The 25,081-nt window shown below is 36.2% G+C and carries 28 protein-coding genes, 1 other RNA gene and 1 riboswitch; of the genes, 7 read left to right on the forward strand and 22 right to left on the reverse strand.

Annotated features, from left to right (window positions below; genetic code table 11):
- Nucleotides 1–4 precede the first annotated feature (4 nt).
- From tsaD to brnQ, 7 genes are all read right to left on the reverse strand, one after another.
- Nucleotides 5–1,033: a tRNA (adenosine(37)-N6)-threonylcarbamoyltransferase complex transferase subunit TsaD gene (gene tsaD / locus N0K80_RS06145; protein ID WP_269024156.1), complete on the reverse strand. Its 1,029-nt coding sequence runs from the start codon at nucleotides 1,031–1,033 to the stop codon at nucleotides 5–7.
- A gap of 30 nt (nucleotides 1,034–1,063) precedes the next feature.
- Nucleotides 1,064–1,630, reverse strand: coding sequence for a ribosomal protein S18-alanine N-acetyltransferase (gene rimI, locus N0K80_RS06150; RefSeq protein ID WP_112251112.1), 567 nt, complete (start codon nucleotides 1,628–1,630; stop codon nucleotides 1,064–1,066).
- Entirely contained in the window at nucleotides 1,614–2,333 is a 720-nt protein-coding gene (gene tsaB, locus N0K80_RS06155) for a tRNA (adenosine(37)-N6)-threonylcarbamoyltransferase complex dimerization subunit type 1 TsaB (RefSeq protein ID WP_269024155.1), read from the reverse strand. Before tsaB ends, rimI begins: the two co-directional genes overlap by 17 nt.
- 123 nt (nucleotides 2,334–2,456) lie before the next feature.
- Nucleotides 2,457–3,446, reverse strand: a complete 990-nt coding sequence (gene galE, locus N0K80_RS06160) for a UDP-glucose 4-epimerase GalE (protein ID WP_057974263.1) — start codon at nucleotides 3,444–3,446, stop codon at nucleotides 2,457–2,459.
- Between the two features lie 122 nt (nucleotides 3,447–3,568).
- Nucleotides 3,569–3,958, reverse strand: a complete 390-nt coding sequence (locus tag N0K80_RS06165; protein ID WP_057974262.1) for a tautomerase family protein — start codon at nucleotides 3,956–3,958, stop codon at nucleotides 3,569–3,571.
- A 12-nt stretch (nucleotides 3,959–3,970) separates the two neighbouring features.
- Entirely contained in the window at nucleotides 3,971–4,492 is a 522-nt protein-coding gene (locus tag N0K80_RS06170; RefSeq protein ID WP_269008317.1) for a folate family ECF transporter S component, read from the reverse strand.
- A 40-nt stretch (nucleotides 4,493–4,532) separates the two neighbouring features.
- Nucleotides 4,533–4,631, reverse strand: a riboswitch (THF riboswitch).
- A 63-nt stretch (nucleotides 4,632–4,694) separates the two neighbouring features.
- Nucleotides 4,695–6,056 (reverse strand): branched-chain amino acid transport system II carrier protein, encoded by a 1,362-nt coding sequence (gene brnQ, locus N0K80_RS06175; protein WP_269024154.1) that lies wholly within the window; start codon nucleotides 6,054–6,056, stop codon nucleotides 4,695–4,697.
- Nucleotides 6,057–6,150: 94 nt separating this feature from the next.
- Here brnQ and N0K80_RS06180 point away from each other — a divergent pair, with 94 nt between their 5' ends.
- The gene (locus tag N0K80_RS06180; protein ID WP_057974259.1) at nucleotides 6,151–7,128 is read left to right on the forward strand and encodes an asparaginase; all 978 of its coding nucleotides are present in this window, start codon (nucleotides 6,151–6,153) and stop codon (nucleotides 7,126–7,128) included.
- A gap of 49 nt (nucleotides 7,129–7,177) precedes the next feature.
- On the opposite strand, the gene N0K80_RS06185 is transcribed toward N0K80_RS06180, so the two are convergent.
- The 13 genes from N0K80_RS06185 to N0K80_RS06245 all read right to left on the reverse strand — a co-directional run bounded on the left by N0K80_RS06185 (nucleotide 7,178) and on the right by N0K80_RS06245 (nucleotide 15,618).
- Entirely contained in the window at nucleotides 7,178–7,924 is a 747-nt protein-coding gene (locus tag N0K80_RS06185; protein ID WP_269024153.1) for an acyl-[acyl-carrier-protein] thioesterase, read from the reverse strand.
- A gap of 12 nt (nucleotides 7,925–7,936) precedes the next feature.
- Nucleotides 7,937–8,818 carry a 16S rRNA (cytidine(1402)-2'-O)-methyltransferase gene (gene rsmI, locus N0K80_RS06190; protein WP_269024152.1) on the reverse strand — a complete coding sequence of 294 codons (882 nt, stop codon included), beginning with the start codon at nucleotides 8,816–8,818 and terminating at the stop codon, nucleotides 7,937–7,939.
- The gene (locus N0K80_RS06195) at nucleotides 8,815–9,171 is read right to left on the reverse strand and encodes a DNA replication initiation control protein YabA (protein ID WP_057974257.1); all 357 of its coding nucleotides are present in this window, start codon (nucleotides 9,169–9,171) and stop codon (nucleotides 8,815–8,817) included. Before N0K80_RS06195 ends, rsmI begins: the two co-directional genes overlap by 4 nt.
- A 22-nt stretch (nucleotides 9,172–9,193) precedes the next feature.
- Nucleotides 9,194–10,201: a DNA polymerase III subunit delta' gene (gene holB / locus N0K80_RS06200; protein WP_269024151.1), complete on the reverse strand. Its 1,008-nt coding sequence runs from the start codon at nucleotides 10,199–10,201 to the stop codon at nucleotides 9,194–9,196.
- A 12-nt stretch (nucleotides 10,202–10,213) separates the two neighbouring features.
- Entirely contained in the window at nucleotides 10,214–10,543 is a 330-nt protein-coding gene (locus tag N0K80_RS06205) for a cyclic-di-AMP receptor (protein WP_057974256.1), read from the reverse strand.
- 19 nt (nucleotides 10,544–10,562) lie between these two features.
- Complete coding sequence (gene tmk / locus N0K80_RS06210) at nucleotides 10,563–11,204, reverse strand: dTMP kinase (protein WP_269024150.1); 642 nt, start codon at nucleotides 11,202–11,204, stop codon at nucleotides 10,563–10,565.
- Nucleotides 11,205–11,366: 162 nt separating this feature from the next.
- The gene (locus N0K80_RS06215) at nucleotides 11,367–11,609 is read right to left on the reverse strand and encodes a YaaL family protein (RefSeq protein ID WP_146342902.1); all 243 of its coding nucleotides are present in this window, start codon (nucleotides 11,607–11,609) and stop codon (nucleotides 11,367–11,369) included.
- A gap of 15 nt (nucleotides 11,610–11,624) precedes the next feature.
- A complete protein-coding gene (gene recR / locus N0K80_RS06220) occupies nucleotides 11,625–12,224 on the reverse strand; it encodes a recombination mediator RecR (RefSeq protein WP_057974253.1) in 600 nt (199 codons plus the stop codon).
- Nucleotides 12,225–12,251: 27 nt separating this feature from the next.
- Entirely contained in the window at nucleotides 12,252–12,566 is a 315-nt protein-coding gene (locus tag N0K80_RS06225; protein WP_057974252.1) for a YbaB/EbfC family nucleoid-associated protein, read from the reverse strand.
- A gap of 17 nt (nucleotides 12,567–12,583) precedes the next feature.
- Entirely contained in the window at nucleotides 12,584–14,299 is a 1,716-nt protein-coding gene (dnaX, locus tag N0K80_RS06230; RefSeq protein WP_269024149.1) for a DNA polymerase III subunit gamma/tau, read from the reverse strand.
- A gap of 87 nt (nucleotides 14,300–14,386) precedes the next feature.
- Nucleotides 14,387–14,473, reverse strand: an RNA gene (gene ffs / locus N0K80_RS06235) — signal recognition particle sRNA small type.
- Between the two features lie 41 nt (nucleotides 14,474–14,514).
- Complete coding sequence (tadA, locus tag N0K80_RS06240) at nucleotides 14,515–15,015, reverse strand: tRNA adenosine(34) deaminase TadA (RefSeq protein ID WP_269024148.1); 501 nt, start codon at nucleotides 15,013–15,015, stop codon at nucleotides 14,515–14,517.
- Nucleotides 15,016–15,618: a class I SAM-dependent methyltransferase gene (locus N0K80_RS06245; RefSeq protein WP_269024147.1), complete on the reverse strand. Its 603-nt coding sequence runs from the start codon at nucleotides 15,616–15,618 to the stop codon at nucleotides 15,016–15,018.
- 211 nt (nucleotides 15,619–15,829) lie between these two features.
- Between N0K80_RS06245 and nrdH the strand changes: the two genes are divergently transcribed.
- The 4 genes from nrdH to nrdF are packed head-to-tail and all read left to right on the forward strand — an operon-like array spanning nucleotide 15,830 to nucleotide 19,603.
- On the forward strand, nucleotides 15,830–16,060 hold the full coding sequence (nrdH, locus tag N0K80_RS06250; protein WP_057974248.1) for a glutaredoxin-like protein NrdH: 231 nt from the start codon (nucleotides 15,830–15,832) through the stop codon (nucleotides 16,058–16,060).
- Nucleotides 16,060–16,440 carry a class Ib ribonucleoside-diphosphate reductase assembly flavoprotein NrdI gene (gene nrdI / locus N0K80_RS06255; protein WP_057974247.1) on the forward strand — a complete coding sequence of 127 codons (381 nt, stop codon included), beginning with the start codon at nucleotides 16,060–16,062 and terminating at the stop codon, nucleotides 16,438–16,440. Before nrdH ends, nrdI begins: the two co-directional genes overlap by 1 nt.
- Nucleotides 16,418–18,589: a class 1b ribonucleoside-diphosphate reductase subunit alpha gene (nrdE, locus tag N0K80_RS06260; RefSeq protein WP_269024170.1), complete on the forward strand. Its 2,172-nt coding sequence runs from the start codon at nucleotides 16,418–16,420 to the stop codon at nucleotides 18,587–18,589. Before nrdI ends, nrdE begins: the two co-directional genes overlap by 23 nt.
- A 21-nt stretch (nucleotides 18,590–18,610) precedes the next feature.
- Complete coding sequence (nrdF, locus tag N0K80_RS06265; RefSeq protein WP_269024146.1) at nucleotides 18,611–19,603, forward strand: class 1b ribonucleoside-diphosphate reductase subunit beta; 993 nt, start codon at nucleotides 18,611–18,613, stop codon at nucleotides 19,601–19,603.
- 195 nt (nucleotides 19,604–19,798) lie between these two features.
- Here the strand turns inward: nrdF and N0K80_RS06270 are convergent, their stop codons facing one another.
- Nucleotides 19,799–21,151 carry a hemolysin family protein gene (locus N0K80_RS06270; protein ID WP_057974245.1) on the reverse strand — a complete coding sequence of 451 codons (1,353 nt, stop codon included), beginning with the start codon at nucleotides 21,149–21,151 and terminating at the stop codon, nucleotides 19,799–19,801.
- Nucleotides 21,152–21,413: 262 nt separating this feature from the next.
- Between N0K80_RS06270 and N0K80_RS06275 the strand changes: the two genes are divergently transcribed.
- Nucleotides 21,414–21,734, forward strand: a complete 321-nt coding sequence (locus N0K80_RS06275; protein WP_146342904.1) for a bacteriocin immunity protein — start codon at nucleotides 21,414–21,416, stop codon at nucleotides 21,732–21,734.
- Nucleotides 21,735–21,788: 54 nt separating this feature from the next.
- A complete protein-coding gene (locus N0K80_RS06280) occupies nucleotides 21,789–22,142 on the forward strand; it encodes a bacteriocin immunity protein (protein WP_269024145.1) in 354 nt (117 codons plus the stop codon).
- Between the two features lie 299 nt (nucleotides 22,143–22,441).
- On the opposite strand, the gene mprF is transcribed toward N0K80_RS06280, so the two are convergent.
- Complete coding sequence (gene mprF, locus N0K80_RS06285; protein ID WP_269008294.1) at nucleotides 22,442–25,051, reverse strand: bifunctional lysylphosphatidylglycerol flippase/synthetase MprF; 2,610 nt, start codon at nucleotides 25,049–25,051, stop codon at nucleotides 22,442–22,444.
- Nucleotides 25,052–25,081: the final 30 nt, after the last annotated feature.

Consider the following 25,081-nt stretch of genomic DNA (forward strand, 5'->3'; position numbering starts at 1 on the left):
ATAGTTAAGCAATCCAATCAAATTCTAAACTAGGATCCGCGTTCAAATCTAAACCGGCACGTTGCCCTTTTAGAAATTCAACATAACCTGCGGCACCAATCATGGCAGCATTATCACCACATAATTTAATGGGTGCTTTAACAAATTCAACAGTAGGCATTTTTTCCATGTCAGCTTCAAGTCTGACACGTAGTCCCTTATTTGCGGCTACACCACCAGCTAGAATTAATTGCTTAATATCGTATTCATGACATGCGCGAAGCGTTTTTTCAGCAAGCACGTCAACTACACTTTGTTGGAAACTCGTTGCCAAATCGGCGCGATCCAACGTTTCACCTAGTTGATCTGCATGATGAACGGTATTGATAAAGGCGCTCTTCAAACCACTAAAGCTAAAATCATAGTTATCATCCTTAATCATTGCACGAGGGAAATTAAAAGTATCTTTCCCTGTATGCGCAAGTTCATCAATTTCTTTTCCTGATGGATAAGTCATCCCAAGAACACGTCCTACTTTATCGTAAGCTTCACCGGCGGCATCATCACGTGTCTCACCGATAATTTCAAATTGGCCTTCTTCCGGCATATAAACGAGTTCTGTATGTCCACCCGAAACAAGTAGCGCCATCGAAGGATAGTTTATCTCAGATTCATAACGCGCTGCAAAGATATGTCCCGCCATATGATTAACTGGTATTAATGGTAATTCATGGGCAAAAGCAATCGCCTTCGCTGCAGATACACCAACTAATAATGCACCCACTAATCCGGGTCCATAAGTAACTGCAACGGCGTCTAGATCGTCATAGCTAACGTTGGCTTCCGTCATTGCATCTTGAACGCAACTCGTAATTTGCTCAATGTGGTGGCGACTAGCGACTTCAGGTACCACACCGCCAAATCGTTTATGACTATTAACCTGTGTAGCAACAATGTTCGACAGTATAATATGTCCATCTTCAACCACCGCAACGCTAGTTTCATCACAACTTGATTCAAATGCTAAAATTAAATTTCTTTTCTCTGCGCTCATTGGGACTCCTTCCTACTGACTTTATATTTACTATCTTAATTTAAGTAACATATCAACGGCATCTTGGCCATCTTCAACATAATAATTCTCTTGAATACCAACTTTGTTAAATCCCAGTTGGTGATACAAGTTCAATGCGGCCTGATTATCACGACGGACTTCTAGACTAACCGTTTTAAATTTCATTAATCGAGCCCGCTTCGTGATCGCCGTAACTAGGAAATTGCCCATCCCTCTACCCTGACATTCTGGCAGAACGGCAATGTTCGTAATGTGAACATCCCCAGTTAATGCATCCGTTGAACAGCCAATAAACCCTAACATTTTATCTTCTTTACGTAGGACAAGATATAAGGTCCTCCCTTTTTGACAAATCTCGCCTTCGAATATTTTAGCACTCCATGGTGATTTACCGTCATAAACTGCCTTCTCAATTTCAAGTAATTCAGGAATATCAGGAACAACAGCACGTGTCATAAAATAAGTTTCATTTCTAATTTGAATACGATGATTTTGAAAAACTAATGTTCTCGCGGGTTCATCTATCCTAAAATCTGGGATAATTTGTTTCACTCGTGCTTTAAATTTTTTCAACATAGGTATTATGATCCTTATCTGAATGAGTTTCTAGCCACTGGGATTCTGCTTGCGTTAAACGTAGATAATTCGGAATAAACGTTTCCTGTTCAACGGGCTTTTTATCTTTACCAATCAGCCCCAAAATAAAGGCCTGTGGAACGTTTAAAAATGGAGCCGGAAAATGTGCCTGTTCGCCTAAAATATCGATAATTTGGGGTTTAAATAAATCAACATCGGTTCCAACAAAAATTTGTGGTTGGTTACGTTCTTTTAATTCAGTAAGCCATGCCACAAGGTCTCGGTGTTGATCTGGCAACTCGTTTGTCAGTTCATTACTATTTCTATACAAACCGGAAAAAACATGATTTCTACGGGCATCAAATAGCGGTACAATATCAGCTTTCTCATCTGAAATACCTGCAGCCAATAGTTCCAAACTAGAAACACCAACTAATTCACAATCCAATGTAAACGCCAGTGTCTTGGCAGTTGCAACGCCAATTCTAAGGCCTGTAAAAGATCCTGGTCCCTGCGCAACGACGATTCTATCTAATTCAGCAGGCTTCACACCAGCTAATTTCATGACATCAGCGATTGCTGGCATCAGTGTAATACTATGATTTTTTTTAATATTTGTTGTCATAGTTGCCAATAATGTCTTGTCCTCTAGAACGGCAACGCTAAGTGGTATGTTCGATGTATCAATTGCTAAAATTTTCATTCATATCTTCCTTTATTTCTACTTTGTTCATATTTTAGCACAAAAATAGCTTAACACATTTTTTCTAAGAAAAAATTAACAAAAAAATAGAGCAAGTCTCTTGCTCTATCGTCGCTATACTATTTATTTTGAGAAACCATTTGGATGTGACTGTTCAAAAGTCCATGCCGTTTTAATGATGTCTTCCATATTTTCATACTTAGGTGTCCAACCAAGAACCTCACGTGCTTTACCACTAGCGGCAATTAATGTTGAAGGATCACCCGCACGTCTTGGTGCAATTTCAGCAGGAATTTCTTTACCTGTTGCACGACGAGCTGCTTCTAAGATTTCTTTGTTTGAGAATCCGTTAGATGAACCTAAGTTAAAGGCGTTACTTTCGTTTCCTTCAAGCAAGTAATCTAAAGCAAGAATATGTGCATCTGCTAAGTCGATAACGTGAACATAATCACGGATATTTGTACCATCTTTTGTATCATAGTCGTCACCAAAAATTTGTAATTTCTCACGTTCACCATTGGCAACTTGTAAAATAATTGGAATTAAATGTGTTTCAGGATTATGATCTTCACCGATACTACCATCTGGTTTTGAGCCTGCAACATTAAAGTAACGTAAGGCAACAAATTTAACGCCATCTGCAACGTCAGTCCAATGCATAATTTTCTCCATGGCTAATTTACTTTCACCATATGGATTTGTCGGAATTTGAGGATCATCTTCGTGAATTGGTACAACTTTAGGTTCGCCGTACGTTGCTGCCGTTGAAGAAAAGACAATCTTCTTCACGCCAACCTCAGTCATAACTTCAAGTAAATGAACCGTTCCTGCTGTATTGTTGTCAAAATATTTTAATGGTTTTTCCATTGATTCGCCAACAAGAGATGAGGCAGCGAAATGGATAACTGCTTCAATATCTTCATTTTTGAAAACATCACGCATAAAATCTTTATCTGCAATATCGCCTTGATAAAATTTTGCTGCTTTATTAACAGCTTCTACATGTCCCGTTACTAAATTATCAACAACAACCACGTCGCGGTTATTTTCTACCAACTGATCAACAGTATGTGAACCAATGTAACCTGCGCCACCTAAAACTAAAATTGACATTTAACATTCCTCCAAGGGGTTTTTGATAATTTCATTATAGCTTACTTCATTGAGTATATCACGAATTAAAGCCTTTTCAATAAATAAATAGACGGCAATAAACTCACCGTCTTGTAGTTTTTTTATAAGTCACCTGTTAAGAATTGCGCTTTCCCCATACCAAAGCTCCAATCTTCATCAGTGTTAGTTGTTAGATTAATCACTAAATCTTCCGGTCTCAAGCCAACTTTTTGTTGTAACTGATTCATTAACCGATGATAAAAATCTTCTTTTTGCTCAGTCGTTCTTGGTCGTGTTGTTAAACTGAAAACGAGGACATCTTCGGTTCTCGTAAATCCTAGTCCGGTATCCAGAACTTGCATCTCATTTGCCGCGTGTTGCGTAACAATTTGATACCTATCACCGACTGGCGCTCCAAATGATTGAAGCATAACGTCATACGCAATGTCCAAAATCTCTTTTATCTGACTTTCAGAACGGCCCTTAATCATATCAACTCTCATTACTGGCATGATCCATTCCCCCTATAATCGTTTACCTAATCTTTGAATCTGTTTATTATTACCAACAATATACAACAACATAATTTGAATAGGAATTAAAAATAAATCTTTAATCCCACGTGCATAGATAATTGTCCAAGGCGATTGATACATGAGTACCAACCAAAATGTATTTAATAATAAATCAATCACAATGACATTGATTAATACGGCGATGATAATCCGTGGTAATGTAAATGGCTTTTTATAAAACACAAGCCCATAGAAAAACGCACCCAGAAAAGCGGATAATGTGAATCCCCAGAAAAAGGTTCCCCCTTTACTGAATAATATGGTCCCAACCAAATCGGATAAAACAGAACCGATACCACCCAGCAACGGGCCAAACCAAGCTGCCAGAAGATAAGTCACAATAAACGTAAAACTAATCCTCAACGTTAATACTTGATACGATAAAAAATTGGTTAGAATAATTTGACCGGCTAATAATAAGCCCATCACTGCTATATTCCTTGCAGTCAATCTCTTTGTTAAATTTTCCATGATTCAGACATCTCCTCGTTGGAGTTGCCACATTATAATATGCGGCGAATGCGAGAATACAACCGCAGCTATCGCTAGCCTTCGTCCAAAAGACACATTCCGTCCTTTTGGCACTTAACGCTGTACTCTCTACCCCGAAATTTTTGTAGTTTACTACTTACATAGTATAGCACTAAACCTAATTAACACTGAACGTTTCATTTTAATTTACTTTATTTTTCCGAATCATAAAAATAAAGCCCATAATTAGGCCAATCGTAGCAGGTAGCATCCAACTCAAGCCAATATTGAATAAAGGTAGATAATGATTTGCAAAATTTAACATATTTTTCGTAAATGCTAGATTTTTTACTGACATTGGCATTGCGTTTAACCCATCAAAAATAGCACTAAAAAAGGTCAGCACAGTTAACCACTTGTATAAAATACCAACTTTTAAGTTATATCTCTCCAAAACGGGTTCCAAACATGCTGCAATCATCAAGACAATTGCAAGCGGGTAAAGTAACATTAAGACCGGCGTTGATAACGAGATTAATTGATCTAATCCAACGTTTGCAATCAAGAAACTAACCACACAACCCAACGTAAGATACAATTCATAGCTACCCCGGCCAATAATTTCAGCGCATGTTTTTGCAAAGGCGCTAGTCACACCAATTGCCGTCTTAATGCAGGCCACTACGATAATTGCGGCAAGAAAGAGACTTCCTAAGCTTCCAAAGTAGCGTTCTGCCACCTGAGCCAAAATAGCCCCACCATTATCAGAACGTGCAAATGAACCTAAGCTAGTTGCCCCTAAATAGGCCAAACAGGTATAGATAATACCCATTAAAATAACGCTGATACTACCAGAATAGATAATCCCTTTTGTGATTGATTTGGAATTTGTGACGCCTAAATCCTTAATTGTATCCACAATAATAATACCAAAAGCTAGACCAGCCAGTGCATCCATTGTGTAATAACCCTGCCCAAAAGCTGACATAAATGTATTTTTTTGATAAATACTTGTTGCAGCAAAATCTGCATAGTTACCCATTGGTTGGATAAATACGAATAATAATAAAATAGCTAACGCGCATAAAAATATTGGGTTTAAATACTTACCCACGTAAACTAAGATCTTAGTTGGCTTAATTGCCAACAACCAAACTACCGTAAAAAATAAAAACGAAAATAATAAAAGCCAACCAGCTTGTTGACCGGGTTTAATGTGCGGCGCAATCCCAATTTCGAACGGAATTGTTGCTGATCTTGGCCCAGCAAATAACGGTCCAATCGTTAAATAAAGTAACATTGTAAAAATGATACCGTATGGTTTACTAACCTTGGATGCTAGCTCAAAAACACCTCGGCTTTTGGATAATCCTATCGCAATGACGCCTAAAAAAGGTAAACCAACGCCGGCGACTAAGAAGCCTAAATTACCTAACCAAAGATTTTGTCCTGATTGCTGACCAACAAAAACAGGAAAAATTAAATTCCCTGCGCCAAAAAATAACCCAAATAACATTGAACTAATAAATAAATAATCGTTCCTACTTAATCGCTTTTCTTCCATCTTCATGACCACCTTATCTGTCATATACCGTAACAAATTCATAGTCAAAGTACAATATAATCTGTATAATCTAATTGTCAGCAAGGAGGAAACTATGAAAAAAATATTAATTTTACATACTGGTGGCACTATTGCCATGTCCGAAAATCAAGAAACGGGGGCCATTGCGCCTGGTGCAGAGAACCCTTTAAATCAAGCCGTAAACCCATTTGGTGATCGTTTTGATTTAATTACTGAGAACGTCTTTAATCTACCTTCTCCACATATCGGTCCTAAAGAAATGTTAATTATCCAAAAAAGAATTATGCTCGCTTTCAATGAAAATATTGATGGTGTCGTTATTACTCATGGCACAGATACATTGGAAGAGACCGCTTATTTCTTAGATTTAACCTTACCTAATCACTTACCAGTTGTCCTAACAGGTGCTATGCGCTCAGCAAATGAAATCGGCTCAGATGGTCTACACAATTTCCAAACAGCCATTTTAACTGCCGCAAGTGATGATGCCGTGGATAAAGGTGTGTTAGTCGTCATGAATGATGAAATTCATACCGCTCGTTATGTCACAAAAACACATACAACTAACGTCGCAACATTTAGAACACCAACATTTGGTCCCATTGGTAGCATCGCTAAAGATAGTGTTAATTTTTTTGCTGAGCTACTTAGTCAAACTTGCCTAGCTATTGATGAAGTTGTTGATCACGTTTACCTCATTAAAGCTTACGCCGGAATGGATGCTGAATTACTCGGTTTTCTTGATAACGACCAAACAAACGGCGTTGTCATCGAGGCCCTTGGTGCTGGCAATTTACCACCACAAGTTCTAGAAAATCTCCAAAAATTAATTGATCGAGACATACCGGTCGTCATTGTTTCACGTTGCTTTAATGGTGTGGCACAAGATGTTTACGACTATGAAGGTGGTGGCGTTCAATTAAAGAAAATGGGTGGCATCTTCTGCCGTGGCTTAAACGGGCAAAAAGCACGCATTAAGTTATTGGTTGGTTTGAGTACTGGACTTCAAAAAGATGAACTCGCAATTTACGTTGCAGATGCATTGTCATAATAATTAAAAAAGTCTCAACTTCATTATTTGAAGTTGAGACTTTTTTAATTTAACGTTCCGTCCATTCACAATCTGCTTCACAATACACGTCATCACCAATCTTAATTTGATGGTGCGTTAATAATCCATCGTTCTTTATAACAACGATGCTATCAATTTTGTGACCATAATGAATTTCTTTTTCATACTTAATATTCATATGTTTTAAGTTATGTGACATCAAAAATTCTTCTGTCAATGAATCCAATAACCAATCAAAATACCTAGAATTATTAACATGTTGATTTGGATCAATATCAAAGAATCGAACATCATATGATTTTTTGAAATCTACCGTATCATCATCCGAAATACCAACCGGATTTTCTAAACGTTCAATTCTACGCGTATATTCGGCCCCAAAAGGTTCAATAACTTCGGGTAATACCCGAACCATTTTACGCGTTTCATGATCCATTAAGACAAGTACAGCATGAACACGCGCGCATTCATTACCCTCTTCATCATGAATCCAAAAGTCTCGATAACAGAAAAAGCGATTATACGAAACTGCCTCTGTTGTTAACGTTAATTTTTCATCAATATGAGGCATTCTCTCAACATCAATCAGATATTGTGTAATAACCCAACCAAAACCTAAATCAGATAGATGCTTTTCGGTGAGACCTAGATGATCACTTTGGTCCGTTGAGACCAAAATAATCATATTAATTAGCATGGCCATTGTTACACGACCACTTTTATCGCCTTCATAATAAACGGCGCGATGCGTTTCACTAAACTTATTATCTTCCACTATGTCCGCCCCTTAAATATGATGATAGAGATTATAGATTTCTTGTTTTTTCATTTCTTGTTTTTTAGCGATTTCTTTAATTGCGTCATTCGTTTTCATACCAGATTCAATTAAATAATCAACTTGTTCTTCAATGGTCATACCCGCCAGATGATCAACTTCTGTTGCCTCGGGTGAATCGTTTCCTTCAACAATCACGCAAAATTCTCCCCGAACCTGATCTGACCCGGCCCATTCAATAGCGTCATCTAATGTACCACGTAAAAATTCTTCATAACGTTTAGTTAACTCGCGACAAAGAACCACTTTACGTTGCCCGCCAAAACTAACAGCAAGTTGTGTTAATGTTTTTTTCAAACGATGTGGTGCCTCATAGAAAATGATGGTCATTGTTTGATTTTTCAACTCTGCTAGTTCTTCTTTTTGATCCTTTGGCTTACGCGATAAGAATCCATAAAATAAGAATGGTTGTGGTGCCAATCCCGATGCGATTAACGCCGTAATTCCAGCATTTGCTCCGGGAAGTGGGACCACTGGGATTTTAGCTTCAATACATGCTTTAACCAGATCATGACCTGGATCACTGATTGAAGGCATTCCAGCATCACTTACCTGCGCGATTGACTGACCCGCTAATATTTTCTCAACGAATTGTGGAATACGTTCTTGCGTATTATGTTCATGAAAGCTCAGTTGACTTGTTTCAATATCAAAGTGGTTTAATAATTTTTGTGTATTTCGTGTATCTTCGGCTGCTATGTAATCGACCTCTTTTAAAATGTCGATTGCCCTAAATGTCATATCGGATAAATTACCAATCGGTGTTGGTACCAAATATAATGACCCGGTTGTTCCTTTACCTTGGAAGCTGCTCTGTGCGGCTATTTCACTCATATTTCGCGCTCCCCATAAATTAAGTCTAGGCAGAATGCACAAGGTTCATCGTCGACCCGACGTGAACCATACATCCCTTCAATATTACAAACATGAAATCCTTGATCATATAATTTTTCTAAATTCTGGCGTGATTTTGATAGATTAGCATCAGAAGATTCATTAAAATCTTTAGACGTTTGTCGCTCTATTTCACTTAGTCGCTCTCTTAGATGTTGGTTTTCAATCTCTAATTCGGCGTTATTTTCAAGAACACCGGTCATGTCAGATTTTATTGTTTCAAAACTCGATAACATCCGTTTCATTTCCTCTTCGATAGCTATAAAATTATCATATAGTTGACGCTTATCCACAAAATCACCTTCATTTCATATTCTATAAGTCTATTAATTTTAATGTTGTTGATTCAAGTACACTTTGAAATGCAATATTCATTTGAAGTAAATTTTTAATTTGCAAGCAATTATCTAATATCTCCACTAATTTTTCATCACTAATTAATTGAATAGCTTTATCAATTTCAGTTAATCGATCAGAAAAGCTAATTTGTTCTTGTCGATTATAACGAACAAGTAAACAATCTCGTGCTAACAATGTAATTAAATCAGCCATCAATAGCTGTTGGCCTTTTTCTTTTACGAGTGGTACTAATTTAGTTTGAACTAAAATAAAACTCTCAGCATCATTTTTCAATAACTTATTGAACCAATTCCAGACCTGCTTAGTCATCTCAATAAAATTCTCATCTTGCGATAATTCTTCCGCACGGCTAATACTCTCAGTTACATGAACAAGTAAATTCGCTTGGTCTTTTAAGACACCCTTATTCATTAGACTTTGAATTAATTTATCTTGAGATAACGTCGCAAAATTGACTAGCTGACAACGTGATTGAATCGTTGGCAAAATCTGATTTTTATTTTCCGTTAACAAGAACGCCGTTACGGTCCCAACGGGTTCTTCCAAAAACTTCAATAAACTATTAGCGGCACTCGCAGTCATACTTTCAGCTTTTTCAATGATGAAGACCTTTTGATTACCTTCAACACCACTTTTAGAAAATTCTGACTTCAAAAACCGAATTTGATCAACTTTGATTGACTGCCCATCGGGTTTAACGACAACGACATCCGGATGATTACCTGAAAGAATTCGGCGACATTCCGCACAAATACCACATGGTTTTTGATCCTCATCAGCGGTACAAAAAAGTCTCATCGCGACCCATTGTGCTAGTTCAATTTTACCAACGCCTTCTTGCCCCGCGAATAGATACGCATGAGCCAATTGATTCATTGTTGTTAGCTTTTTAAAATGTCCAACTAAGGCCGGTTGTAATTCTTGAATCGTCATATTACTGGTTTCAGTAACTATTTCCGTCATGACTATTTACTCCTAAAATTGGTGGAATTGTTCTACTGGTAAGACAAAAACCGTTGCGCCACCAACTTGGACTTCTAAAGGAAATGGTACTTGTGCATCCATTGAGACATCCAAATTAACGGGAGGTGCCATGAATTGTTCACGACTCGATGATGTTTCCTTAATAATCTGTAAAACCTCATCTACGCGTTCATCTTCAATCCCAATCAGAAAAGTTGTATTACCAGATTTTAAAAATCCACCTGTTGATGATAACTTTGTCGCACGGACATTTGCATCGATAAAGACATTACTTAATCGGTTACTATCTTTATCTTGAACAATCGCTGTAATTAATTTCATTTGAATTCCCTCATTTCATTTATTTAAAAGACTCGGGTAATTTCTTCATCAAAACCTTGGTACAATCTTCAATGACTTTATCCAAAGGTTGAGTCGCATCAATAGTAACTATGCGTTCAGGATTTTCCACCGCTAGCTGTTGGTAAGCTTTACGCACTTTTTGATGAAAAGCTAATTTCTCATCGTCCAATCGATTCACTTCATTTTGACGGTGTTCAAAAATACGTTTTAAGCCAATTTCGGATGGCACATCAAAATACAAAGTTAAATCAGGCTCTGTTCCATTTGTTGCAAATAAATTCATATCAGCAACCGCCTGCATGCCAATGTCTCTACCAGCTCCCTGATAGGCGATTGAGCTATCTACATAACGATCACACATGACTAATTTATTCGCCTCAAGCGCTGGTAAAATAGTTTCTACAATATGTTGGCGTCTTGATGCCGCAAATAACAACGCTTCTGTTCGTTTATCCATTTCGGGATAGTCTTGATTTAAGACGACATCGCGAACGGCTTCAGATATTGGATTCCCACCTGGTTCACGTGTTACGACCAACTCTGTTGCTAAAAGTACTTTTATTTTTTCTATAATGCCTTTTAAAGCACTTGTTTTACCGGACCCATCTGGTCCTTCAATCGTTACAAATTTTCCAGTCACATTAACGACCCCAATGCTTATTATTATTGTACTTGAATCTTAAAAACCTGTCTATAAGATAAACCTGTTAACAGTATACTATCTCTCGTTTAATAAATCTAATCACTCATTTACAAAAAAACGTCAAGACAAGTTATTCAACCGTCTCAACGTTCACTCTAATTAATGTGTAATTACTGAGGCCTGCATATGTCCCTTAACGGAACGAACACGAGCTTCATTGTAAAGAAAGAAATATCTCGCTCTCGCCATTTGTGTTTCATTGATTAATTCTGCATCAACTTCATAAATGGCCTCTTCAGTTTGTTTAGCTTGATCCCACGCTAACTTAGCACGGTCAATTGAATTTAACAATTCTGCATCGTATTCTTTACGTAATTTAAGTTTTGCTTTTTTATTAAACATGCTACCAACCCATTTCTATATTTCAGTACGTCCTTCAATAGCCTTAAATAAAGTCATTTCATCAGCGTATTCAATATCACTACCCACTGCCAATCCATGAGCTAACCTTGTGACTTTGATACCTGCAGGTTTAATCAATCGAGATAAGTACATTGACGTTGCTTCACCCTCTGGTGTTGCATTTGTCGCAATGATAACTTCCTGCATATCGGGATGCGTTTGAAGCCTTGTTAATAAACTCGTGATATTAATATCTTCGGGTCCTTTGCCTTCGATTGGTGATAGAACACCATGTAAAACATGATATAACCCGTGATATTCCTTCATTTTTTCTAATGACATAACATCTTTAGGTTCTTCTACAACGATAACTTTCGTTTGATCACGCGATGGATCAGAACAAATCTGACAAGGATCTTCTTCTGTGATATTACCGCAAATACTACAATAATGTAGATCGCGTTTGGCAGATATCAATGATTTAGCAAAATCCGTAACATCGTCTTCATCCATATCAATTGTAAAAAAAGCTAATCTTGTAGCCGTTTTGCCACCAATACCCGGTAATTTCATATAACTTTCAATCAACTTTGCGATAGGTTCAGGATATTGCATTTTCTTTAGACCTCTTTAACTTTAAGTTTATAGTCCAGGCATTCCTTGAGAGTATTTGCCTAATTTATCTGCCGTTGTTGTTTCAATTTTAGTCATCGCATCATTAACAGCCATGATAACCAAATCTTGTAACATATCAACGTCGTCAGGATCAACCACTTCTTCTTTAATTGAAATATCAGTCATTTTTTTGTCTCCCGTAAAGGTTACTTTGACTAATCCATTTGAAGCTTCACCGACAAATTCAGTTTGATTCAAAGCATCTTGATCCTTTGTCATTTCTTTTTGTAATTTTTGCATTTGTTTCATCATACCTTGCATGTTGCCATTTCCTCGCATCATTATTAATTACTCCCTTTCTAATCCTGTTTAATTTCTATATTTTCGGTTCCAAAAATTTCTTCGGCTTTTGAAACGACTTGCTCGACCACCTCAGGAACTGGTTCAATCGTAGTTTCAGTTCCTTCGTGCCCATTTTGTTCGATATACGATTTACGTACTTCTGGCCATTGCTCAGCCGTAATACAGACCAACTTAGGCGTATTATGCAACAATCGATCTAACCCATTACCTAAAGCATCGAGCAGTTCTGTATCACCTGATGCCTTAGCAGCTAAGAAATCGTAGTTAAAGCTAACAAGTACACTATCTGGACTAGCCGCAACCGGCTCACTTGCTTGCATAATAGCTCGTTGTGTTACCGAAAGTTGTTGCAATAGTTCCGGCCAAACCTGTTTTAATTGTACCAAACTTTCTTTTGTAGCGTTATCTAAAATGGGATAAATTTGACTTAAATTTAATGTTGCCTTTTTTTGTGTAGCGACATTTTTTTTTGGTTTTACTACCGCTACGGCTTGATGCTGATCATCATGCTTGTTTAAGTTAAGTAATTGTTTTTTTAAAGTTTCTACTGTTTTAGTTAAGTCATCAATTTGTTTAGCTGCTTCTTGATTAAGTCCAGACTGACTATTATCACTAATCACTTCTATCGTACTAAACTGTGATAATCGAATCGTTAAGACCTCTAAGTAGACATCTGGATGCGTTGTAAATCGCATTTGTTGTTGAACTTCATTTAAAATATTAATCATTTGGTATAAGAATTCAGCAGAAATAGTTTGTGATAACGTCTTAAATGTATCATCAACCATCCCTAATTCAAGTTGATTAATGAGTGCTGGCGCTTGTTGATATAGCAATAGATCACGGCCATACGCAATTAAATCTTCTATTAATCTAGTTGAGTCCTTACCCTCATCAATAATTTCTTGAATCGTTTCTAGTGCCTGTGTGGTTTCTTTTTGACTAACTTCTGTCACATAAGTTTGAATTTTGTCTTGTGTTACACTACCCGTTACTAATAGCGCATTATCTAGTGTCACTTTATTATCGCCAAATGAGATAACCTGATCTAAAATACTTAGGGCGTCTCGCATACCACCTTCAGCTGCTTTTGCGACAACTTTAAGCGCCGGTTCTTCATATTCAATTTCTTTTTCCGTTAAAATGTACACCATTCGAGCATAACTATCAGCTGGCGTAATTCGTTTGAAATCAAACTTCTGCGTTCGAGAAATAATTGTTGCTGGAATCTTATGGGGCTCTGTTGTTGCAAGAATAAAAATAACATTTTCGGGAGGTTCTTCAAGTGTCTTCAATAACGCATTGAAAGCACCCGTAGATAACATATGGACTTCATCAATAATATAGATTTTAAAATCAGCTTGTGTGGGTGCGTATTTAACTTTATCACGAATATCACGGATTTCTTCAACACCATTATTAGATGCGGCATCGATTTCAATGACATCATTTAATTGACCATTCGTAATGGCGACACATGTTTCACATTTATTACACGGTTCACCATTTTCTTGAAAGTGGCAGTTAACCGCTTTGGCAAAAATTTTAGCCGCGGATGTTTTACCAGTTCCACGTGGCCCGTTAAAAATGTATGCATGACTCGTTTGATGTGTCATAATGGCATTTTTTAACGTCCGTGTAATCATGTCCTGACCCACTAAATCACTAAACTTTTGTGGCCGCCAAACACGGTACAAAGCTTGATAACTCATCACAATCTCCCCTTTCAAAATCTATAAATAGTTTTTTAAATAAAAAAATCTCTCAGCCATTTCTGACTAAGAGTCTTAATTAATCATAATTACTTAAGGCACAAAGTGAATCAAACTTAGTGCTGCTTCCTTCCGGACCTGACACAATTCGTAAGCACACTATTGCCTTAAGGCCTTGCGGCAATTATTATAATACCTTAAATTGAACAAAAAAGCTACCCTTGTGATCGCTTTTTTTCTTTTCTTTTACGTCGAACTTCTCTAAAGAATGATTGGAGTAGATTTTTGGCTTCATCCAACAATAATCCAGATTCAACTTTTGCTTGGTGGTTAAATCGTTCGTCCGTTAACAAGTTACCAATGCTACCCACAGTTCCAGCCTTAGGGTCAAATGCACCAAAATAAACTTCTGGTATTCTCGAGTTAATAATTGCGCCACTACACATTGGACAAGGTTCCAAAGTAACGAACAATTGTGCGTCGACTAGGCGCCAACTATGAACAGCAGCGCAGGCTTCTTGAATTGCTAATATTTCGGCATGCAAGGTTGCATCTTGAACATGCTCACGAATATTGTGCCCACGCCCAATAATTTCGCCATTTTGTACAACAACGCAACCAATTGGGACTTCGCCAATAATTTTTGCATTCCTTGCCTCATACAAAGCTTCACGCATAAAAAATTCTTTTTGTTCTTCTGTTAATTTTTCTGGCATCTACTTCACACTCATCAAGATATAGTATCCTTTATCTTTTAAAATAATCTCACAATTACCAAAAACATCAGTCATTTTCTTTTGAGCAGACCCGGCACCTTGTTTCTTTTGTAGCACGGCAAATAACTGACCACCCACTTTTAAATGATCAAATGCACCACTTAAAATATCATGGACAACATTTTTACCTGCTCTAATAGGAGGATTTGTCACAATTGTAGCGTAATCCGTCTTCGTGACATTATCATACGCAGCGGATTCAAAAATCGAGACATTAGTTATTTTATTAATTCCAGCATTTTTCTTTGCTAATTCTAATGCCAATTCATTCACATCGGTCATGTCAATTTGGCGTTCGGGTTGATCCTTGGCAATAGCAAGTCCTATTGGACCGTACCCGCATCCCACATCTAAAATATTTCCCGCAATAATTTCTTGTTGAGCAAATGCGTTTAATAAAACTCTTGATCCAAAATCGACCGTTTTTTTTGAAAATACACCGTTATCTGTGGTAAACTTAAATTCGTTGTTCAGCAGTTCAAATGTCCATTCTTTTTCGTTGTGAATGACATCTGGATTTTTCGTAAAATAATAGTTAGTCATGTTTTTCCCTACTTTCTCAATAGTTTCTATAATACGGAGAAAATTCGATTTTCGCAATCTAAATTTAATATAAACGAGTCAAGACCTTGAACACTACATCTTGTGTGATGCAACTTAAAATCACACTAAATGTGGTGTTTTTTTAATTGATTTTTGAGTTGCGTGATGTATACTTAGCTTATTAACAAAATATTAAAGGGGGATTTATATAATGAAAAAAGTAACTGTATTTACAAAAAATAACTGTATCCAATGCAAAATGACAAAACGCTTCTTAGAGGAAAATAACGTGGACTTTGACGAACGTAACATTTCTGAAGATGACAACGCAATTGACTACTTGAAAGACCAAGGATTCCAAGCTGTTCCTGTTGTCGAAGCTACTGGATTTGATACAATTGCTGGATTCCGTCCAGATATGCTTAAAAAGTTGGCAGTCTAATGAAAATTGTTTTCTTTAGTATTACGGGTCAGACACGTCGCTTCATTAACAAGATTGGCCATCCTTCATTCGAAATTGACCCAACGAACCCATTCGTTGAATTAAATGAGCCCTACATATTGGTTGTTCCAACCTATGAAATTGGGCTCACTGAATCGGTTAATGACTTCATTGAATACAAATCAAATAGAGAAAACATACTGGGTGTTGTTGGCGGTGGGAACCGAAACTTCGCCCAACTTTTTATTTTTACGGCTAAAGATATCGCGACTGACTATAAAGTTCCTTTATTGTACGAATTCGAATTCAATGGAACTGAAGAAGATGTCCTCAATATGAAGAAAGTAGTTGATGAAATTGACATTAAAAACGTTAGATAGTGATAAAGTCACTTATTATGATTTAAATAATGAAATTAATATTCCCGTAGATGGTCAAATTCCGCTTCAAAAAGATCAAGAAGCCTTAACTGCCTTCTTAAAAGAAAATGTTGCTGAAAATACAATGAAATTTGATTCGTTACAGGCTCGTTTTGATTACTTAATTGATAATAATTATATTGAAACCGGTTTTTATAATAAATATGAATTTTCATTTATTGAAGAGTTGTACGCTTATTTAGCAGCTCAAAAATTCCATTTTGGAACATTTATGGCGGCCTATAAATTCTACGCTCAGTATGCACTTAAAACAGATAACAATGCCTATTACCTTGAAAATTATATTGATCGAGTTTCAATGAACGTTCTTTACTTTGCCGATGGTGATACAGATTTAGCCATGAACTTAGCTAATGAAATGATTCATCAACGTTACCAACCTGCAACACCTAGTTTCTTAAATGCGGGTCGTAAACGTCGTGGGGAATTAGTTTCTTGTTTCTTAATTCAAATTACGGATGATATGAACGGAATCGGCCGTGGTATTAACTCAGCACTTCAATTATCTCGTATTGGTGGCGGAGTTGGAATCACGCTTAGCAATTTACGAGGTGCTGGCGCACCAATTAAGGGGATTGAAGGTGCCGCTTCTGGTGTCTTACCCGTTATGAAATTGTTAGAAGATAGCTTTTCATACTCAAACCAATTGGGTCAACGTCAAGGTGCCGGTGTTGTTTATTTAGATGTATTCCATCCAGATATCGTAGCGTTCCTATCAGCTAAAAAAGAAAATGCTGATGAAAAAATTCGTGTTAAAACTTTATCATTGGGCGTTACTGTCCCTGATAAATTTTATGAACTCATTAAAGATAATGCAACAATGTATCTCTTTGATCCATATAGCGTTGAAAGAGAATACGGCGTTCCTTACTCATATGTTGATATCACAAAAGAATATGACAATATGGTTGCCAACGAAAATATTATTAAGAAAACAATTCTTGCTCGTGAATTAGAAACTGAAATTTCTAAATTACAACAAGAATCTGGTTACCCTTATATCGTTAATGTTGATACTGCCAATCGCGCAAACCCAATTGATGGGAAAATTATCATGAGTAATCTTTGTTCAGAAATCATGCAAGTTCAAACACCCTCAGTTATCAATAACGAACAAGGTTTCGATGTCATGGGAACTGATATTTCATGTAACTTAGGTTCAACAAATATCGTTAATATGATGGCTTCTCCAGACTTTGGCCGTTCAGTTGATTCAATGGTTCGCGCTTTAACTTTTGTAACTGATAGCTCAGATATCAACGTTGTCCCTACTATTCAAAAAGGGAACAGTTTGGCACATACGATTGGGTTAGGCGCAATGGGTCTACATGCCTACTTTGCTAAGAATCATATGCATTATGGTTCAGCCGACTCAATCAATTTCACAAGCGTATACTTCATGATGCTTAACTACCATTCATTGAAAGCTTCAAATGCAATTGCGCAAGAAAAAAAAGAAACATTCCATAACTTTGAAAAAAGTACTTATGCAACAGGCACTTATTTTGACAAATACATTAATGAAGATTGGGGTCCAGATTCCGATAAAGTCGCTGCTTTATTTGATGGTATCGATATTCCTAACCAAGAAGATTGGGCTGCTTTGAAGGCTGATATTCAAGCCACTGGCCTCTATCATCAAAACAGACTTGCCGTTGCACCAAATGGTTCTATTTCATACATTAACGATACGACTGCAAGTCTCCACCCAATCATTAACAGAATTGAAGAACGTCAAGAAAAGAAAATTGGTAAGATTTACTATCCAGCACCTTACCTTTCAAACGACACTATTCCTTACTACACATCAGCCTATGATATGGATATGCGTAAAGTAATCGACGTCTATGCTGCTGCTCAAGAACATATTGACCAATCACTTAGTTTAACTTTATTCATGCGTTCAACTATTCCTGCGGGTCTCTATGAATGGAAGAATGGCCGTACAGATAAAATGACAACACGTGACTTAAACATTTTGCGTAATTATGCGTATAATAAAGGTATTAAGTCAATTTACTACATCAGAACTTTTACTGATGATCAAGAAGAAGTTGGCGCAAATGCTTGTGAGAGTTGTGTTATCTAAACTGTAACGGAGGAAAGTTAAATGAATAATGATATTTATAAAGCAATTAATTGGAATGAAATTGAAGATCAAGTCGATAAAGCAACTTGGGAAAAACTAACTGAGCAGTTTTGGTTGGATACACGTATCCCCCTTTCAAATGATTTAGACGATTGGCGGACATTAAGTCCCGCAGAGAAAACATTAGTTAGCCATGATTTCGGTGGTTTAACCTTGTTGGATACCGTTCAATCACAAGATGGGATGGAATCATTACGTCATGATACACGTACGGCTCATGAAGAAGCTGTTTTAAACAATATCCAATTCATGGAATCTGTTCATGCAAAAAGTTATTCATCAATCTTTTCCACTTTAAATACTGCTTCAGAAATTACTGAAATTTTTGAATGGACTGATAAAAACGAATTTCTACAAAAAAAGGCCCAACGAATTAATGGTATTTATCAAAATGGAACGCCTTTAGAAAAGAAAGTTGCTTCCGTTTTTCTTGAAACATTCTTATTCTATTCTGGCTTCTATACGCCCCTTTATTACCTGGGTCATAATAAGTTAGCTAACGTTGCCGAAATCATTAAACTAATTTTACGTGATGAGTCTGTTCACGGAACCTTTATCGGTTATAAATTCCAACTAGGCTTTAATGAACTTTCTGAAGAAGAACAAGGAAAAATGAAGACGTGGATGTATGATCTTCTTTTTGAATTATATGAAAATGAAGAAAAATATACTCACGAACTTTACGATGAAGTTGGTTGGACTGAAGAAGTCTTAACTTTCCTTCGTTACAATGCGAATAAAGCATTAATGAATTTAGGTCAAGATCCTTTATTCCCTGATACGGCTTCTGATGTTAATCCCGTTGTGATGAATGGTATTTCAACATCAACATCTAATCATGATTTCTTCTCCCAAGTTGGTAATGGTTACCTACTTGGCAGTGTTGAATCAATGGATGATTCAGATTACGAAATTGGCGAAAGTGGCCAAATGAAACGTCGTCCTAAACGCTAGAAAAGATATCCCATACACCTGTATGGGATTTTTTTATACCTCATAAAAAAATTGCTGTCTTCCACTGACTATATTAATTTAATCGGATATGGTTTCATTATTATAGAATTACCAATAATAACTACACATAAAAAGGCACACCCATAAATTAACTTATGGGTGTGCCTTTAGTTTCACAGTACAAAATCGTGAAGGCTAGTTTTGTTCACTTAATTCATTATGATGAGTTTTTTCACTTACTGGTAAGACGGTCACTTCAAATTCAGAAATATAAGCATTTTCATAATCTAATGCCTTTATTTTAAAGTTAGCAATCGTCATTTCATCGTTAGCGCGGAATTTAGAGTCTTTATTAAGAACAAGACCCGTCAGCGTCACCGCTTCACTTTCTTCCGTCTCTTTGAGCGTTGTATCAAAGTAACGTTCAAAATCGTACAGGGTAACTTTTCCTGAAACCTTATAAATATTATTACCCATATCTACAATATTATCGTCATTGGTATCATCAAATTCTTCTCTAACAACGCCAAATAATTCTTCGTAAATATCTTTATCAGTAATAATTCCTGAGGTACCACCGTACTCATTAACAACAATAACAATTGGCGTTCGTCTCGATACCATAACATCCATAATACCGTGAACTTCGGCATTTTCTTGAACAGCCGGAATATCACGCATAATAGTTGATATCAAACTTGTTTTATTAATTCTTTCCTGTCGCAATAAATCATAACTATAAACGTACCCGATAACTTTATCTTTATCATTATTAGCAATAACTGGGAATCTAGAATATCTTGTTTTCCAATACAGATTAACAACATTTTTAATTGTCGCGTCTATATCGACCGCAACCATAGATGTCCGATCAATCATGATATCAACTGCAACTTTATCGTTCATATCAAATGCACGTCGCATGAAGGTTAAATCTTCTTCATCTAGTTCGCCGGCGTTCGCAGATAAACGTGATAATGACAATATTTCAGTTTGCGAATAAATGTCTTCTTCATTTTCTACTTCATAACCTAATAAGTGTGTAATCCAATTTGCTGATCGATCTAGTATCCATATCAAAGGATACAAAACGATATGGAAAAACAAGATAGGTCGAACAATAAATAATAACACCGGTAACGGATCTGCAATTGCAATATTTTTAGGGACTAAATCAGTAAATACAGCATGGATAACCGTAAAAATCAGAATTGCAGCTACCGATGCAACAGCATTTGCCATGGCCGCGGGTAATATATGCGATTGAATAATCGCATCCGCAATCGTTTTTTCACCAATCCAACCAAGAATCAAACTGGTTGAGGTTATTCCGACTTGAGCCGTCGACAGGTATTCCGTTAGGTTCTCCGTCATATGGATAGCCCGTTTAACATTTTTATTAAACGGCTTTTTTTCTTGCATATCTTTTAACGCACTAACACGCACACGAACCAGCGCATACTCAGTAAGCGTAAATAACACAGACAAGAGTAATATCGCAATGATAACAATGATATTCAATAAGTAACTTTCCGGACCAGAATCCAAGGTAACACCCTACTTTCAATTTATAATAATTTTTTATTAACCCCCATTATACCAAAAACACCTCCCATAAACTAGTAAGTAGCGAGTATCATTTTTAAATATCAGATCAATGATCCAATTCATCATTGATTATCCATACGTCCCCATTTATTAGATAATAATTCTAGTAATAATGGATTTTTCTTATATTTCTTTGACATCCAATTTTGGTTGATCTATGATGAAAGCGTAAAAATATTATTAACCTAGGAGATGTTCCACTTTGGAGAATGATAACCTATTTAATTTAATAGACGCTGCGTACGCCGAGGATCTTTCTGATCAACCAAAACAGTATAAAGAAGGCCTTTTAAACGTCGCCAAAAATCTGTCAAGCGGTGCAGATGAGGTTAATGTTTGTATTGCAATATATGCGCTTTACCATGATAACTACATGGTCCCAATGAGTTTTCCAAAAGCTAATCGGATTTTGTATCAATATGTTCAAGATAAATTAAAAAAACTTAATCAAGAAGAATTACGCAACGTAAATCTTGGTTATGGATTGGTTGCGACACACTTTACCTTCAGTCCGTTTAATTAATGAGAATTATCCATTTTATATAAATTATTCATAAAATTTAGGAGGTTATTTACCATGACAAAAAATATTATTGTAGAGGCAAAAACAGATATCCAAAATTTACGTGCTCTTCTAGAAGAGCACCAAACCAAATCAACAGGACTACTTGATATTGATGATGTATTAGCTCAAGTGTACAAAAAATTAGACTCGTCTCATAATCCTGAGGCGCTCATTAACAGACTGGTTAATTATATCCGTAGTATAGCGATAGCAGACCACCTTCATTTTCCAGAAAATCAGGAAGAATTGATTATCGATTTAAGTGTCATTGGTCAAAAGGCTGGATTAAACGGTTTGTACATGGCCGATTTTTCCGATAAATCCCAATTCTACAGTTATGTGGAAGAAATGCCTCGCCACAATTAATAACATTTAAGTCATTAACTATATCCTTTAATTGCATCCCCTATCAAACTTACACATTAGCTATCATAAATCTCAATATCCAAGGGCTTTTAAAAGACAATTATCGCTTGGTTAACGTGGGAAATCTGTAATGCTATTATTTAACGATTAAATAATTTTTATAGATATTTTTTATGTTTAACAATCTTAGTAGATTTATCGGACGTACTTCTATCTCAGTTTATTAATTCACTAGATTTTATTGAATTTATCGTAAAAAAGCACCGAATCATGTAAATATGATTCGGTGCTTTTATTATTTACCTAGAATTTCTTAAGAAGTTTTTCAAAATAAAGATAGGCGTTTTCGCTTTTTTACTTGAAACACGCTTTTGATTAACAACTGCTAAAATTTGTAGTAACGTAAATGCAATTGAACTACGTTTTCTAAATGAAATGTATTTTGGATGCCATTCGGTTACGTACTTATCTTTGTATTTCTTTAATCCCTGGAATCCATAGAATCGGTATCCATATTCATAGATTAGATGAGCCGTTTTTTCTTCAATAAAACTAAATTTAGATGCACCAACATTTGACAATGGCGCCATACCCATATCAAAGAATTCGTACCCATCTTCCTTTGCCTGTTGGAATAAACTAATGAAAATTTTATCCATGATACCAGAAGGAGCCGTTTCTCTGTTATATCGCATTAAATCAATCGATAAGACCTCGTGATTTCCGGTTGGCATCATTGTTGCGAAGGCAACTTTGTGCCCCTCAGCATCGTTAATAACAGCGATTGGTGCTTGATTTAGATAATATTCATCAAAGAATCCTAAAGAGAATCCTTTTTCAGATTGACCTTTAAGCCAACTATCTGAAATATCTTTTAATTCTTGAATCGTTTCTTTTGAATAAGGCGGTTCAATCATCGCAAATGTATAATGTTCTCGTTCAAATTTGTTCATTAAAGCACGCTCAGAACGTCGTTTTTTACCAGCTAACTCTATCTCGGCAACCCTCACGAAACCTTCTTCACCCGTTTTAATAAAATCAAATCCAACTTCATGTAACATCATTGTCAATTGAGCATCAACTTCATAAAAAACTAATTCCATTCCTTCAACATCTGCATCAACAATAAATTTATCAATTGCAGCGCGAATAAATTCAGGGTTACCGACTGGTTCACCCATAACAACTAATTTATTTGATTTCTTTTGATAAAGGAAAAAGACCTCATCTTGACCTTCATTCTGATAGAAATACACATTTTTATCTCTTAAGTAAGCAAGGTGACTAACCTCATTACCACCATAAGTATCAATCACATTTTTAACGCGATCAGCTGGGAATTCTTGTTCGCAAAAACGTTTATCCTTACGAGATAGATACGTAAACGTAATCCATAGGATGACCACTGCCAAAAGTAACCCTAAAAATCCAGATAACCATATTTTCTCTGATGGAAATAAGAAAACATCTGGTACTTTACCTGAATAGTGAAATTCAGGCATATTAAAGAATCCAACAATCGTGTATAAAATAAACGTTCCGGCAAAGATACTTCCATCAATTAATAAACGACCCCATGAATATTCGAATCTTTCGCGATAGAATATTGGCTTAGATAAAAGTGCGCAAATTAGGATGATAGATAAGAAGATAAGTAAACTAATCGAAAAATCATGCCAAAGAGTGTTAATAATTCCCATTACCACAAAAATAACCATCGGCCAGTAGGCACGTTTTACCTTAGATTCAATTCCACGACCAATTCCAATCATTAAGAAGGCCAAGAAAATATTACTCATTTGATGAATAAAGTAGAACGTATATGGATATAATTGTCTGATAATAGGATTAGCGTACGTAAATTCTGGAACCGTTGAAGCCAATAAAAGGACAACCCCTGTCACATAGAAAAATAATACAAGAATAAGGTGCGCAACTCGACTAAGTACCATGACAGGTAACCCTTTTAGATACTCATTAATTCGGCTCCCAGAATCCTTAATAAATAAAGCTACTCCGACTAAAAATGGGAAGATATAGTAAAACAATCGATAGAATAACAACCAGATAACGGCAGTACTGTTAAGTACACCTAACGTTTGAAGGCCTAATATCATGAAGACATCAAACGAACCTAATCCACCCGGAATCATTGATACAACACCAATTATTGATGCGATAATAAATAACGGGAAAACGGCAACTAAACTAGATGTATCCACATTCATCATAAATCCAATATAAATGAAAAATAATCCGGCGGATCCCCACTCTAAAGACGACCCGAGGATTAAGGTTAATTCGCGTCCAAGTGTTAAGTCAGCAAAAAATTCTGAATCTTTAGTTTTTGTAATAATAAACACGATTGGGAAATATAATCCACCTAACAATAACCATACCCAATATTGACCAAATTGTGGTCCAATATTTAAGCCAAAAATCATAGCTAAAGAAACCCAACAGTACAGAGATAGACCAGCAACTAGGAATAGTGCGATTTTTGAAATAGCAAATAGAACTTGTTTTTTTGACGCATTTTTACTGTAAAAGTTTGCTCTAAGTGAGGCACCCAATAAACCACCAAATCCTGCGATATTGGTTATTGTATTAGTAATCCAACCACTTTGAAGAATGTAACGCCACGAATATTTCTCCGGTAAAAATTTAACCATGACAAAATCGTAAACCATCATGGGAAGAACAGCGATAAATCCTATTACCAACATTAATAAAATTGATGCAGTAGATTGAGATTCAAGACTTTGTCGAACCTGATCACCATTGATATCTTTAAAAATTCGACCAACTTCAATAATAACAAAAATTAAAACTGATAAAATAAATAAAAGCTTAATAGCCGTTAATCTTTTTTTAATAAATTCGTTACCTGTACTAATTATTTTCTTCATTCTTTAAATCCCCCGACTTATTATTGGTTA

This window comes from Dellaglioa carnosa, from assembly GCF_026948345.1.
GTDB classification, from domain to species: domain Bacteria; phylum Bacillota; class Bacilli; order Lactobacillales; family Lactobacillaceae; genus Dellaglioa; species Dellaglioa algida.